This is a genomic window from Eubacterium sp. (genome assembly GCF_057858645.1).
In genome coordinates this window covers 147163-161692 of record NZ_DBLZZO010000002.1, presented here as the reverse complement: position 1 = coordinate 161692, position 14530 = coordinate 147163, and the positions used below count along the sequence as shown (strand labels likewise).

The following is a 14530-nucleotide window of genomic DNA, read 5'->3' as shown; positions in this document are numbered from 1 at the left end:
ACAGTGGATTTGTAATGGCAATTTAGTAGATGGATATTTAGACCCTGTTGATGAAAAAATTAAATATATAGAAATATTTAAAAAATCGGCAGTAGAAGATTCAAATTATAAGGGCGAATATTCTAAGGAAAGCGGAACAGAATACAAAGCTGGAGATGTAGTTAAATTCATAAACGAATACAATGAAACAAGGTATTATGAGTGCCAAAGAGATTTGAGTAATCTACACTTTATAGATGAAGAATCATCATATCCATATTATGGAGCAGAAGTTTTGGAATTTATGAATGTTGGAGGAGGTCATAAATACCTACCACCCAGACAACTAAACAATGATTGGAAGATTGTGTTTGAGTTTGATAATGATTTAGCAGAAGAGTTAGGTGTAAGTATTAGTTTAGGTGGCATTAACATAAAGCAAAGTCAAACTATATATCTAAATGAATATATTACAAATTCTTATTCAATTGTTGTTTCAAAAGTTAATGAGAAATTTTGGAAAACATTTAAGGCTACATTATATACTGCAAGAGAAGTTTTTTCGAAGGAATGGGATTTATCAGGCAATGTGCTAAAGAACTTTTGGAAACCAAAGAATTTGTTATATCATCCAAACGGAAAAATCAATTTATCTTTTATATATGAGATAGAAAATATTGAACTTGAAGACGATAAGTTTAATTTAACAGGTCGCTATATTACAGATGAAGATGGTAGCAATGTGCTTTACGGAAGTTCTAATTCAAATAAAGTATCTTTTACATTGAATCCACTTTTTAAGAAATGGATGTCTGCTGAACAGTTGTACCAGTTTATTGATGCTCCTGAAAAGTATGGCTCGTTAGTCTACAGACCATTCAAATTAAATTCGCTGGGACTTCCTTTTTTAGAACCGGGAGATATGGTTACATTTGGTGTAGATAAGTGGTCATCAGATTCTGATGGAAATCCTGTTACAGTTAGAGAACAGATTGACTCGGTTGTATTTGAAAAGACAATGTCAGGAGTTACATCCTTAAAGGACGAATATACTGCAAAGAAGGAGTAAGTATGATTATTATTGAAGATGGTTTAGAGCGAGAAGCTACAGAAGAAGAATTAAAAATGATCGAAGAACATGAGAATGTAGAAAAAGAATTAATGCAGAAGAATGAAGAATTGGCTGATTTAGAAAGAATATTAAGTGAATCAGATTATAAAATTATTAAATCTTACGAAAACAGCTTAATAGGCAAAGAATTAGAATATGATATAGAGCAACTTCACATTGAAAGACAAAATATGCGTGACAAAATTAATGAAGTAAAAAATGAAGTGGCTAAACTCAAAGAAAGGTTAGGAGGTGTATAATCAGTGAATAGTACATCAAAAGAAGAAAATATTATTTCTATTGAATTTGGCAGCAATATCAAAGTCACAACACCAGCGGTGTTTCAACATGATACCGGTCAAATTTTAAAATTCATTAATGTTCCAGATGGAGCAGAAGTACAGTTTTCAAATAGTAATTCAGAAAAAACTTCAAACAGAATAATTCAGGAAAGTCAGGTTATCATACCTGACTTTTTAATTGCAGAAGGATTGGAAATTACAGCGTATGTTCAATATATAAATGAAGATTCGCAAACAACTAAAAAGAAAATAACTATCCCTATTATTCCCCGCGCAAGACCGGGCGATATAGTTCCTGAACCGGAAGAAGAAAGTTTCAGACAACAGGTGGAAGGAATAATGCAGGAAACAAAGGAGATAGCGGAATCAATAAGGAAAGATGCGGACAGTGGAAAATTTAACGGTCAGGATTATGTCATTACCGAAGAGGATAAGCAGGAAATAATTCAGGAAGTTAAGGACAGCGCAGCAGTTTTCATTACAGAAGTATAAGGAGTGAAATATGGATGAAAAAACATAAGTTATCAATAGTTGCAGCAGAACAGAAAAAACTACAGGATATATCCATAACTGACGGACAACTTATTTTTGTAAAAGATAAGGGGAGAATTGTTCTTGACTTAAATGGGAAAAGAACATTCTATAACAAAATAAACATTCTTGAAACAGATGAAGAAAGAGAAGATTATGAAACAGATTCAACCTGTTTTTGCTTTGTGAAAAAAACAGGAATTCTATGGTTTTATGATAATCAGTGGGTGCAGGTTACAGGAAAGGAACAGTGCAATCTTGTTAAGAGTTATGTTTTACCGTCTAAAGGTAAAGATAATGAGTTGTATGTGAATATGGCAGAAAGAAACATATCTGTGTGGAATACGTCTTCAAATGAGTATGTCAAGGTAGGAGAAACAGTGGAAGTTATTTCAAAAGATTACATAAAAAACTTATTCAGACAGGAAGGAGGAGAATAAATGTCAGAAATAAAGGAAGTATTAGATGCCCTTGGTTTGTCAATTTATCATTCAGAGATACTGGCATTACTTGAGCAGAAAGAAACAGTAGGTACAGCACAGACAAAAATTGATGAATTAAAAAAGACTGAACTTAAAAATATTAACGATGCTTTAGATAAGTTAAATGGTGACGAAAATACGGAAGATTCCGTAAGAGCTCTTATTAAGTCAGTGAAAGCAGAATTAGAAGCCAAGATAAAGTCAGTCACTTATGATGATTCAAAAATAAAGTCTGATGTGGAAGCCAATACTACTGCAATAGCAACATTAAATGGAAACGCACAGACTGAAGGCTCTGTTGCTAAACAGGTGGCAGATGCCGTAGCTAAAATTATAGCTGAAGCACCAGAAGCTTATGATACTTTAAAAGAAATAGCAACCTGGATTTCAACACATGAAAATGATGCGTCGGCAATGAATCAGACTATTCAAACAAATAAGACTGATATTGCTAATTTAGTTAAATTAGTAGGTTCATTACCTGAAGGTAGCGAATCAAAAACAATCGTAGAATATATTAATTCTAAGGTTGCCAGTGTAGATTTCACAGCTGCTATCGCTACTGCTAAACAGGAAGCCATTAGTGCGGCTGCTACAGATGCTAAAACAAAGGCTGATACTGCTGAAACAAATGCCAAGAACGCAGTTAAAGAACTCGCAAATGGGCAGGTAAAAACAAATACAGATAATATTGAAGCGTTACAAGGTAGAGTTGAATCTTTAGAAGGTGTAACCATAGTTTCCATTTCAGCCGATAAAATTAGAGCATTGTTTGAACAGTAGGAAAAGAGGTGCATTATGGCTAAAGAAACAATGGAAGTTTTAGATTCAACCGGATTAGGAATAATTCAGGGCTTACTTAAAAGTATGTACATCAGGCAGTATGTAATAACTACAGCTACTGATTGGAACACATTAACAAATACAGGTATTTATCATATTAAGACAACAGCTTGTACGAACTGCCCTACAACTAACTGGGGAACTTTGTATGTAAGTGGAGAAGGAACTGTATTTCAGATTTGGATTCCTGATGTTGCCTTGAATAAAATGTATAAAAGATACAACAGCGGTGGATGGAGTGATTGGGCTACTTTAGCATTAACAGATACTGTTATTTCTAAATATGCTGGTTCTGATTCAGCGGGCGGAGATGCAAATAATGCAAAGAAGCTGGGTGGTTTTCCTGTAAGCAGCGGAACTAATCAGGTGTTTTCAACAATTCCAAGTATTGGTGCAGATGGAGTAATGGAAGTCGGAAAATATATTGATTTTCATGCAAGTGCAACAAGCACATCTGATTATGATGTGAGAATAACAGCAGGTTTAGGAACCTTAAGTTTAGGTGATGCAGATGTTAGCATTTCGAAATTAAATGGACAGACTTATGATACTGGATGGCAAAACATTACAGATTTTGGCTCTAATATAGCCTGTGCAAGTGGACAGCGTTGTAAATATAGACGTGTAGGAAAGGTTGTTGACTTACATGGAGTTATCGTGAATAGTGCAGTAGTAGACCCATTAGCTACATCTACATTTTATAAGATATTTGCATTACCATCAGGATATAGACCTTCATATCCAGTGTTTCATATTTGTGGCGATGTTGGTTCAGGCAAATATTGGTTAATGATTGTTAATACAAGTGGAAAAGTTGTAATCGCCAGCTATAGCGGTGGCAAAACTGTTCCCATTAATACACATTTAAGTTTTGATGTGACTTTTTTAGTGGCATAATTTTAAAATTAAGAGGTAATTTAAGATGAAAAAAAGAGTATTCAAAAAGACATATCCTGTTCAGTATATCTATCCTAATGATACAGATACATATCAGTATACAGAAGATACTTATACTGTATTTGAGGGTATGTTAGACGAAGTTAAAATCTGTTTTTATAGTCGAGTTCAGTCAGTTTTGAGAAAAACTACTGATGGTGGAAAAACTTATGACGATACATATGATAATTTATTAGTTCCAAGTTATTTCACAGCATTAGATGTAGATTTTGACGAAATTATAGAAAACGTAATCCCTTCAAATGATGGAATGGTTAAGGAAATTACAGAAAAATTGTAATTTTTATTAAGAGAAAATTTATAAGTAAGTGCATTTAGGACCGTAAACATAAGGTCTTATTTTTTTACAACAAAATAAAGAAAAGGAGTACAAATATGAAACACATTAAAGAAATCGTAACAGCAATAGGAAGCATGTTGTCTTCCATATTAGGAATATTATACATTCCTACATTATTAATGGTGCTTTGTAACATTATTGACTATGGAACAGGCTTAATGGCTGCAAAGTACAGAGAAGATGGAACCATAAGTTCATACAAGAGCTTTAGGGGAATTGCAAAGAAAGTGTCAATGTGGCTGTTGGTAGTTGTAGGTGCAGTAATAGACCAACTGATTTTGTATGCATCACAGACAGCAGGAATAACTCTTCCGTTTACTTTTTTGGTAAGCTGCATAGTGGCAATATGGATTACATGTAATGAACTGATAAGTATTTTAGAAAACATAGTAGATATTGGAGTTGAAATACCATCTTTTCTGATGCCATTAGTTAAGAATATAAAAAGTCAGACAGAAGAAAAGATACATATGGATGATGAAGAAAGTGAGGGATAATTAGAATGAAAGTATTTATAAGTCAGCCAATGAGAGATAAAACAGATGAGCAGATTAAGTCAGAAAGAGAAAAAGCAATTAAAGCAATAAGGGAAAAGCATAATGAAGAGGTAGAAATCATTGACAGCTTTTTTGAAAATGCACCACATAATGCAAAGCCATTGTGGTTTTTAGGAAAGAGCTTGGAACTTTTGGCAGATGCAGATATTGCATATTTCTGTAAAGATTGGGATAAATACAGAGGATGTAAGATTGAGCATACATGTGCAGAAGAATATGGAATTGAAGTGATGGAAAGTGAGGTGTAAATTATGGGATATAAGAATTTTAAGCAGAAAGATACTAAGTGGAACAAGAATTATTATTCCGGGGGAACAATTTCAGCACAAGGTTGTGGCCCAACATCTATAGCAGATGCAGTATATGATTTAGTCCCATCTATTACACCAGCAAAAACAGCAAAATGGATGGAAGATAATGGATGTTCATGTCATGGCAGTGGAACATACTACAGTGGAATGGTAAAAGGATTAAAACATTATGGATATACAGATTCAACACAGCTTAATTACACTTCTTTATATGGAAAGAAAAACAATGCCGTTGTAACAGATTTCTTAAAGAAGATTAAATCAGACAAATATGTTGGAATAGCTTGTATGGGTAAATCTATATGGACTACATCAGGTCATTATGTATTTGTCCGTGAAGTCACAAAAGACCACATTTATATTTATGACCCATATAACGATTCCAAAGAGTGCGAAAAAACAACTCGTGCTAAATGGGAGCAGTACGTTAAGTATTTATTCTTGATTAAAAAGCCAATCAAGTACATCAAGACTACAAAGAAATGTCACAAGAGGAAAGCTCCAAAAGCCTTAGCAAGAACTAAGAGCCTGGGCAAATTCAAAAAAGGTCAGAGACTTGCAGTGGATAAGGTTCAGGGTAAGTTTTATCATATTATGGGATATGAATGTTGGGTGTACAATGCAAATACAAAAATTTGTAAATAAATTAAAAAAGGAGCATCAATAAATGGTGCTCCTAAATTTCTTATTTGATTTTATGCAACGCAAAATGCAACGCAAACGGTTTTAAATACAAGAAAAGCCCTTTAAATAAGGGCAAAAAAGAAGCGCGAGACGGGGATCGAACCCGCGGCCCCCTCCTTGGCAAGGAGGTGCTCCACCACTGAGCCACTCGCGCATTGATTACTGTGTGATGTCTTGTGTGTCACACGCAAGATATATAATACAGTATGAATTAACTTTTGTCAACAAAAAAATCAAAAAAAATTAAAAAAATTTACAACCACTATTTTTACTAATAAATCATACCAAAAAACAAATACAAAACATACACAGAAATTAACATAATGATATACATTAAATATAATTGCAAATATTAAACATTCTGATTTGAATTTAAACAAAAACTAAAATCCTATAAAAATAATAGAAAAAATATAAATGAAAATAGACAAAAGCAGGGGATTGTGTTTTAATAGTAGTGTTGTAAAAAAAGAGAAGTGAGGTCGGCTTATGGCAATTGATTGGACCATATTAGACGGTATACAAAAGATATTTGGTGGAAGTTTTATGGACTGGCTGATGCCAAAGATAACGGTACTTGGAAATGGTGGCATTGTCTGGATTATAATTGCAGTATGCCTAACATTGACTAAAAAACATCGTAAAGCAGGCTTTTTAGTTTTAATAGGAATGTTACTGGGGCTTATAATAGGAAATGGCATCCTAAAGAATGTAGTAGCCAGATCAAGACCATGTTGGATTAATAAGGATTGGCAGATGCTTATTAGCATACCAAAGGATTATTCGTTCCCATCAGGTCACACACAGGCTTCAGTGATTGCGGCAACAATTCTTACTTTATATAAGAAAAAATGGGGTATAGTTGTTATACCACTTACAGTTATCATAGCATTTTCAAGACTATATTTATATGTGCATTTTCCAACCGATGTGTTAGGTGGAGCATTGCTTGGTTTAATAATAGGCTTGTTTACATACTATGTAGGAAATAAGATTATTGAAGCAAGAATATATAGTAAGAAGTAATTAAATGATTCAAAAAATGAGATAATCCTGAAACTGCAAAGAGAAGTGTAGATTCGAAAACTAAGGACGCTGGTATAAATATTATGCAGAAAAATAGGCATTATATTTAATAAAATAAATATAAAAAGAAAACATTAAAATATATAACATATAAAGAGGGCAGAAAAATGAAGATTTCAACAAAAGGAAGATATGCATTGAGAGTTATGATTGATTTAGCACAAAATGCAGATGAAAAATATATTTCCTTAAAGGATGTGGCAGAAAGACAGCAGATTTCCATGAAATATTTGGAAATGATAGTTTCGCTACTTCATAAAGGAGGTATGGTTAATAGTTTAAGAGGAAAGTCAGGTGGATACAAATTAGCAAAAACACCGGCTGAATATAAAGTTGGTGATATTATCAAATTAGCTGAAGGTTCACTGGCACCGGTTACCTGTTTAGAAGAAGGTGAAACATGCGAAAGAGCAGAGCAGTGTGTAACACTTCCCCTTTGGCAGAAATTAGATTCAGTTATAAATGATTATCTTGATAGTGTAACTTTAGAAGATGTAATTGAAAAGAAAATTTCTTAAAAGAAGAATCAGACACATTAAGAATAAAAAACTAAAAATAAGCAACAAAAAAAACATCCATTGGATGTTTTTTTTGCTTATTTAAATTGATGACTTTGAATTGATAATCTTGCACCACTTACATATCCACTAAAGAATAAGTAGCTTGACATATCAATAGTCTGTTTCTTATATCTTACATTCTTATCACCGTTAAGAGTTCTCTTTGCTGCTGTGATACAACTTTTATTTAAAGATTTGTTATCGTACAATGCTAATGATCTTTTTAATGAACCATTTCTAACAGGACCGAACTGATAAGGCTGATAAACAACACCATTTAATGAGTTTGGATAACTTTTAGATTTTACACGGTTCATAATAACAATACCAACAGCCTTTTTTCCGGCGAAACATTCAGCACCGGCTTCGCTATAAATAATAGCAGACATTAATCTTAACTGTTTCTTTGTGTAATTATTTTTTACTTTAATATTAATAGTAGCGTATGTTTTCTGATTTGCATTTGAAATCAATGTAACTACAGAAGAACCTTTTTTAACACCTCTTATAACACCTGTTGCTGAAACAGTGGCAACTCTTGGGTTGCTTGATGTTATTGTGTAATTCTTCAATTTTTTTCTCTTTATCTTAAGTAATTTGTATGCTTTTACATTTTTGTTTACTTTTACTGTTTGTGTGGCTGTTACTTGAGTAGTGGATGCTGTCTGCTGAACTGTTGTCTGCTGTGTAGGTTCAGCCGCTTTAACAGTCATAGTGCTTACTGCACATGATGTAAAAAGTAAAAGTGCTAAACTTAAAAATCTCTTTTTCAAAACAACCTCCAAATTTGTTACAAATTTATTACATTTGTCTCACGAATGTCAATTATGCCGTAAAATTTGTAATTTGTCAAGGTTATTCATGTAATAATAATGCCATATTCCAGTAATTTCCTAATAATTATTTACTTATTTTAGGAGGATATTTCGGTATGCTCAAAGTAAACTTACCTTATACAAACCTATAATAAATATATAAACAAGGGTAGATTAGGGCATTTTTCACTATAATTTGTCACTAAGAATATTTTACAGAAAAATGTCAAAAATAAAGATTAAAAAAATCCTATTAACCTTATATATAACATTGGGAAAAGAATTGTAAAAAATTAAAAAATGTGTAGAATATATAGAGAAAAGGTTATTCCTATAAGAAACAAAGGAAAAAGTTTTGAAAAGGTATTTACAAATTTTGAATAAGGTTATATAATTCCTAGTAAATTAATAGGAATTAATAAGGAGGAAAGAATTATGTATATATACGCAGATAATGCAGCAACAACTAAAATTAGTAAATCAGCACTTGATGCGATGATTAAAACAAATGAAGAAGCTTACGGAAATCCATCCAGCTTACATAGCGTTGGACAGAAGGCTAAGGAAGTTTTGGAACAGGCGAGAGTTGATATAGCTAAGTGCATTGGTGCGGACTTTAAAGAAATATATTTCACATCAGGGGGAAGCGAAGCTGACAATCAGGCAATTATTTCAGCTGCTAAACTTGGTGCATTAAGAAATAAGAAACATATTATTTCTACAAAAATTGAACATCATGCAGTTCTTCATACTTTAAATAAATTAGAAAAAGAAGGATTTGAAATTACGTTATTAGATGTGCCTGAAAACGGTGTTGTTAATGTAGAAGATGTTGAAAATGCAATTAGAGAAGATACAGCATTGGTTACAATTATGTTTGCCAACAATGAAATCGGAACATTACAGCCAATTAAGGAAATCGGTGCAGTTTGTAAGAAACATGGTGTTGTTTTCCATACAGATGCAGTTCAGGCAGCAGGTCATGTTAAGATTGATGTAAATGAATTAAACATAGACATGCTCTCAATTTCAGGTCACAAATTCCATGGACCAAAGGGTGTAGGTGTTTTATTTGCGAGAAAAACTGTTCCACTTACTAATGTAATAGAAGGTGGCGCTCAGGAAAGAGGTAAGAGAGCCGGTACAGAAAATCTTCCTGGAATCGTTGGAATGGCAGTAGCTTTACAGGAAGCTTGTGCTAATATGGAAGAAAATGCAAAGAAGGAAACAGCTTTAAGAGACAGATTGATCAAAGGTTTATCAGAAATTGAATATTCAATGTTAAATGGTGATCATGAGAAGAGACTTCCAGGTAATGTAAATTACATTTTTGAAGGTATTGAAGGTGAATCTCTTCTATTATTATTAGATGCAAGAGGCATTGCAGCTTCATCAGGTTCTGCATGTACATCAGGCTCACTTGATCCAAGCCATGTATTACTTGCAATAGGAAGACCTCATGAGATTGCTCATGGTTCACTTAGACTTACAATTACTGCTGAAAATACAGAAGAAGAAATCGACTACATTGTTGAAAAAACAAAAGAAGTAGTTGCTTACTTAAGAAGTATTTCACCGGTATGGTCAAGAATGATGGAAGAAAAGAACAACAAATAAAGTACATTAATATATATTGTGATTAGATGCAAAAGCAATTTTGTATTGAAAGGAGATTTAATATGTTATATAGTGAGAAAGTAATGGATCATTTCATGAATCCTAGAAATGTAGGAACAATCGACGACGCAGACGGTGTTGGAGAAGTAGGAAACGCTAAATGTGGCGATATAATGAAAATATTTATAAAAGTAGATAATGATATTATTTCAGATGTAAAATTTCAGACATTTGGATGTGGTTCAGCTATTGCAAGTAGCTCAATGGCAACAGAATTAATTAAGGGAAAACCATTAAGTCAGGCACTTGAACTTACAAACAAGGCTGTAGCTGAAGCATTAGATGGTTTGCCAGCACACAAACTTCACTGTTCAGTATTAGCTGAAGAAGCTATTAAGGCAGCTATTGAAGATTATCAGAAGAAAAAAGAAGCTGGAGAAGTAAAATAATTTTATTAATTCTCTTGCATTCTAGGTTGTTGTGTGATTAAATAAAGAGTCGATTGTCAAGACAGAGGCTGGCATAATATATACGGTTGATACACATTTATGCCTGACACCCATTGGGCGTGATGTGCAGGATGCCACTGGCTATGTTTTGAAGTATGAAGATTGACTGATTTTACAAGCTTATAATTCATAAGATTAAAAAACAAAAAAGGATTGGAAGAGAAAAGTGAGTATTAAAGAAATTCAAGATGAAATTATTAAGTTAAAAAAAGAAAAAGATATTTGTATATTAGCCCATTGTTATCAGAATCCTGAAATTTTAGAAGTGGCAGATTTTACAGGTGACAGTTTTGGACTTTCTGTTGAAGCGGCAAAAACTGATGCAAAAACAGTTATTATGTGTGGCGTTAGATTCATGGCTGAAACAGTTAAAATTTTATCACCTGATAAGAAAGTTATTTTGTCAAATGCTGATGCAGGTTGCCCAATGGCAGAAATGATGGACAAGGACTTAATCGAACAGGTTAAGAAAAGTTATCCGGATTACACAGTTGTAGCTTACATTAATACAACAAGTGAGTTGAAGACAATATGCGATGTTTGCGTAACATCATCTTCAGCAGTTACAATTTGTAATAAGATTGAAAGTGACAAGATTTTATTTATACCGGATTGTAATTTAGGTGATTGGGTTTCACAGCAGATTCCTGATAAAGAATTCAAGTTACTTTCAGGTGGTTGTCCAACTCATGCAAGAATGAGTAAGGAAGATGTGAAGAAGGCAAAAGAAAAATGGCCTAACGCACAGTTGTTAGTTCATCCTGAGTGTAAACCTGAAATTGTTGAACTTGCTGATTATGTTGGCTCAACAACAGGAATTATGAATTATGCAAGAAAAAGTGATCATAAGGAATTTATTATTGGTACAGAGAATTCTATCGTAACTCATTTACAGATGGAATGTACAGATAAGATTTTCCATCCATTGTCAAAAGATTGTGTATGCCACAATATGAAGGCAACAACTTTAACAGATGTTTTAAACTGTTGTAAGGGTGTTAGTGGTGATGTAATTGAAATGGATGAAGATACAAGAATTAAAGCGAAGAAATGTATCGACAAAATGATTGAAATGGGATAAATTAAAATTAAATTAAAATAATGAGTATAAGGCTGAAATGTATTTTCAGCCTTATGTTATTATCAAAATCCTATAGAAAATTTAGGAGGAAAATATGAAAGCATTAATAGCTATGAGTGGCGGTGTTGACAGCAGCGTTGCAGCAGTTTTTATGAAAGAAAAAGGATATGATCCAATAGGCGTTACAATGAAGCTTTACGACAACGAGGATATTAATATTTCTAATGAAAAAACATGTTGTTCATTAAGTGATATTGAAGATGCAAGAAGTATTGCTTTTCAAGAAGGATTTCCATATTATGTTTTCAATTTCAAGGCACAGTTTAGAGAAAAGGTAATGGATAAGTTTGTTAATTGCTATAAATGCGGTATGACACCTAATCCATGTATTGACTGTAACAGATATTTGAAATTTGACGAGTTAGACAGAAGAGCCAAAGAGTTAGGCTGTGACGTTATCGTAACAGGTCATTATGCAAGAATCAGATTTAACGAAGAGACAGGTAAGTACGAACTTCTTAAAGGTATAGATGACTCAAAAGACCAAAGTTATGTTCTTTATTACATGACTCAGGAAGAATTAAGCAGAACAATGTTTCCTTTAGGGGAATATACAAAAGACGAAATCAGAAAGATTGCAGAAGAGCATGAACTAATTAACGCCAACAAACACGATAGTCAGGATATTTGTTTTATTCCTGACGGTAATCACATGAAGTTTATAGAAGAATATACTCATGAAAAAGTTGGCAGAGGTAATTTCCTTGATATTAATGGAAAAGTAATTGGCCATCACAATGGTTATTACAGATATACAGTAGGTCAGAGAAAAGGAATTAATGTTAATCGTGATGGAAAACATTATGTATTAGAAATCAGACCGGAAACAAATGAAGTTGTAGTTGGTAGAAATAAAGACTTGTTTGCTAATCAGTTAATTGCATCTGATTTTAACTGGATTTCAGGTGAAACTCCAACAGAGCCTATAAGAATCAGTGGTCGAACAAGATACCATCAGCCATTAACAGAAGGAACAGCAGAAGTTTTAGAAAATGGTGACGTAAAAGTTACATTTGATGAACCAATCAGAGCCATTACAAAAGGTCAGTCAGTTGTTTTATATAACGGCGATGTTGTTTTAGGTGGCGGTGCCATAGTGAAATCAATGAACAGCCAGGTATAAATTTATCAATTAAGATTAAGGCTAACACCCAAAATATAATATATGAACAAAAAAGCAATTTCTATTTAAACTATTTTTTACAAAAACATAAAGTTTAGTAAGAAGAACAGTTTTAAGTAGAAGTTGCTTTTTTACAAAATAATTGGTGTTTTAACATATGATACAATATAGTAAAATAGAAAATATAAAAAACATCTTAAAACATACTAAATATATATACAATAAATATTTTTTTAAAAAAGCTAATATTTCCTATTGACATTGTAGGAAATAAGTTGTATCATTCCTATTGTAAACAAAACCTACTAAACATATAGGAAATAAAACATTTCTTATAACAAGGAATTAAAAAGGAGTAAGGTAATGAACAAGACAAAGACAGCGTATAATTACAAAATGAGAAAAACATACTGTTGTGTCAGAAGTTACATAGGAAATGCAAAGGCACGAATGTGCAGTTAATATATAATAAGAAGTAATGATTTGAGATTACCGATGAGCCAATTAAATGTAAGCCAAAAGAAAGCTAAAGGAAATATCAAATTATTGAATTAAAGTTTTATAAAAAAAATTGGAGGAAACAAAAATGGCAAAAGTTTACGAAAGTGCATCAGAGTTAGTTGGTAAGACACCACTACTTAAATTAAATAAATATCAGGAAAGCGTAGGAGTTAAGGACGCAAGCATTTTAGCAAAGCTTGAATATTTAAATCCTGCAGGAAGTGTTAAGGACAGAGTTGCTCTTCAGATGATTGAAGATTTAGAAGAGAGCGGACAGATTAAACCAGGAGCAACTTTAATTGAGCCAACATCAGGAAACACAGGTATTGGTATTGCAGCAGTTGCCGCATCAAAGGGATACAAAGTAGTAATTACAATTCCTGAAACAATGAGTATTGAAAGAAGAAACATTATTAAAGCATACGGTGCTGAAATTGTTTTAACAGACGGAGCAAAGGGAATGAAGGGCGCAATTGCTAAGGCTGAAGAGTTAAAGGAAGCAACTCCTGGTTCAGTAATTCTTGGACAGTTTGTAAATCCTTCAAATCCTAAGGTTCATAGATTAACAACAGGACCTGAAATTTGGGAAGACACAGATGGTAAGGTTGACATTTTTGTTGCAGGCGTTGGTACAGGTGGTACTGTTACAGGTGTAGGTGAATATTTGAAATCAAAGAACCCTAACGTAAAAATTGTTGCAGTAGAACCCAAAGACAGTCCTGTTCTTTCAGAAGGCAAAGCTGGAGCACATAAGATTCAGGGTATTGGTGCAGGATTTGTTCCTGATGTACTTAATACTGAAATCTATGATGAAATTATTCCTGTATCAAATGAAGATTCTTTTGAAACAGGTAAGGCAATTGCGAAAACAGAAGGTGTTTTAGTTGGTATTTCATCAGGTGCAGCATTATTTGCAGCAAAGGAACTTGCAAAGAGATCTGAAAACAAAGGAAAAACTATTGTAGCATTACTTCCTGACTCAGGAGACAGATACTACAGCACGGCTTTATTCCAGTAGAAATTAAATAGAAATATAAAAAAATAAAACAAAGATAGAATAACGAAAGAAAACATGGCTTTA

18 protein-coding genes and 1 tRNA gene are annotated in these 14530 nt (G+C 33.0%); 17 read left to right on the top strand and 2 right to left on the bottom strand.

What is annotated here, in order from left to right; genetic code table 11:
• The 10 genes from ACZM4J_RS01580 to ACZM4J_RS01535 form a co-directional block, all read left to right on the top strand.
• Positions 1-1048: hypothetical protein (locus ACZM4J_RS01580; RefSeq protein WP_489485497.1), on the top strand; the 1048-nt coding region annotated here is incomplete at its 5' end.
• A gap of 2 nt (positions 1049-1050) precedes the next feature.
• Positions 1051-1350: a hypothetical protein gene (locus tag ACZM4J_RS01575; protein ID WP_489485495.1), complete on the top strand. Its 300-nt coding sequence runs from the start codon at positions 1051-1053 to the stop codon at positions 1348-1350.
• A 3-nt stretch (positions 1351-1353) separates the two neighbouring features.
• Positions 1354-1884, top strand: coding sequence for a hypothetical protein (locus tag ACZM4J_RS01570; RefSeq protein ID WP_489485493.1), 531 nt, complete (start codon positions 1354-1356; stop codon positions 1882-1884).
• 14 nt (positions 1885-1898) lie between these two features.
• On the top strand, positions 1899-2363 hold the full coding sequence (locus ACZM4J_RS01565) for a hypothetical protein (RefSeq protein WP_489485492.1): 465 nt from the start codon (positions 1899-1901) through the stop codon (positions 2361-2363).
• Positions 2364-3188, top strand: coding sequence for a hypothetical protein (locus tag ACZM4J_RS01560; RefSeq protein ID WP_489485490.1), 825 nt, complete (start codon positions 2364-2366; stop codon positions 3186-3188).
• A gap of 15 nt (positions 3189-3203) precedes the next feature.
• Entirely contained in the window at positions 3204-4145 is a 942-nt protein-coding gene (locus tag ACZM4J_RS01555) for a pyocin knob domain-containing protein (RefSeq protein WP_489485489.1), read from the top strand.
• Positions 4146-4170: 25 nt separating this feature from the next.
• On the top strand, positions 4171-4485 hold the full coding sequence (locus tag ACZM4J_RS01550) for a hypothetical protein (RefSeq protein ID WP_489485487.1): 315 nt from the start codon (positions 4171-4173) through the stop codon (positions 4483-4485).
• Between the two features lie 95 nt (positions 4486-4580).
• Positions 4581-5042, top strand: a complete 462-nt coding sequence (locus ACZM4J_RS01545) for a phage holin family protein (RefSeq protein ID WP_299055372.1) — start codon at positions 4581-4583, stop codon at positions 5040-5042.
• A 5-nt stretch (positions 5043-5047) separates the two neighbouring features.
• Complete coding sequence (locus tag ACZM4J_RS01540; RefSeq protein ID WP_290988374.1) at positions 5048-5350, top strand: hypothetical protein; 303 nt, start codon at positions 5048-5050, stop codon at positions 5348-5350.
• 3 nt (positions 5351-5353) lie between these two features.
• A complete protein-coding gene (locus ACZM4J_RS01535; protein ID WP_489485485.1) occupies positions 5354-6058 on the top strand; it encodes a C39 family peptidase in 705 nt (234 codons plus the stop codon).
• 121 nt (positions 6059-6179) lie between these two features.
• Here ACZM4J_RS01535 and ACZM4J_RS01530 read toward each other — a convergent pair.
• Positions 6180-6251 (bottom strand) — tRNA-Gly (locus ACZM4J_RS01530).
• A 335-nt stretch (positions 6252-6586) separates the two neighbouring features.
• Between ACZM4J_RS01530 and ACZM4J_RS01525 the strand changes: the two genes are divergently transcribed.
• Both ACZM4J_RS01525 and ACZM4J_RS01520 read left to right on the top strand, forming a co-directional pair.
• Complete coding sequence (locus tag ACZM4J_RS01525; RefSeq protein WP_022164749.1) at positions 6587-7123, top strand: phosphatase PAP2 family protein; 537 nt, start codon at positions 6587-6589, stop codon at positions 7121-7123.
• 167 nt (positions 7124-7290) lie between these two features.
• On the top strand, positions 7291-7701 hold the full coding sequence (locus tag ACZM4J_RS01520; protein ID WP_022164750.1) for an RrF2 family transcriptional regulator: 411 nt from the start codon (positions 7291-7293) through the stop codon (positions 7699-7701).
• Positions 7702-7778: 77 nt separating this feature from the next.
• Here the strand turns inward: ACZM4J_RS01520 and ACZM4J_RS01515 are convergent, their stop codons facing one another.
• Positions 7779-8516, bottom strand: coding sequence for a cell wall hydrolase (locus tag ACZM4J_RS01515; RefSeq protein ID WP_022164751.1), 738 nt, complete (start codon positions 8514-8516; stop codon positions 7779-7781).
• 477 nt (positions 8517-8993) lie between these two features.
• Between ACZM4J_RS01515 and nifS the strand changes: the two genes are divergently transcribed.
• The 5 genes from nifS (at position 8994) to cysK (ending at position 14467) form a co-directional block, all read left to right on the top strand.
• Entirely contained in the window at positions 8994-10175 is a 1182-nt protein-coding gene (gene nifS, locus ACZM4J_RS01510; RefSeq protein ID WP_022164752.1) for a cysteine desulfurase NifS, read from the top strand.
• A gap of 62 nt (positions 10176-10237) precedes the next feature.
• Entirely contained in the window at positions 10238-10624 is a 387-nt protein-coding gene (nifU, locus tag ACZM4J_RS01505; protein WP_022164753.1) for a Fe-S cluster assembly scaffold protein NifU, read from the top strand.
• 226 nt (positions 10625-10850) lie between these two features.
• A complete protein-coding gene (gene nadA, locus ACZM4J_RS01500) occupies positions 10851-11765 on the top strand; it encodes a quinolinate synthase NadA (protein ID WP_022164754.1) in 915 nt (304 codons plus the stop codon).
• A 94-nt stretch (positions 11766-11859) separates the two neighbouring features.
• Positions 11860-12948, top strand: a complete 1089-nt coding sequence (gene mnmA / locus ACZM4J_RS01495) for a tRNA 2-thiouridine(34) synthase MnmA (RefSeq protein ID WP_428244816.1) — start codon at positions 11860-11862, stop codon at positions 12946-12948.
• Between the two features lie 586 nt (positions 12949-13534).
• Positions 13535-14467: a cysteine synthase A gene (cysK, locus tag ACZM4J_RS01490; RefSeq protein ID WP_022164646.1), complete on the top strand. Its 933-nt coding sequence runs from the start codon at positions 13535-13537 to the stop codon at positions 14465-14467.
• Positions 14468-14530: the final 63 nt, after the last annotated feature.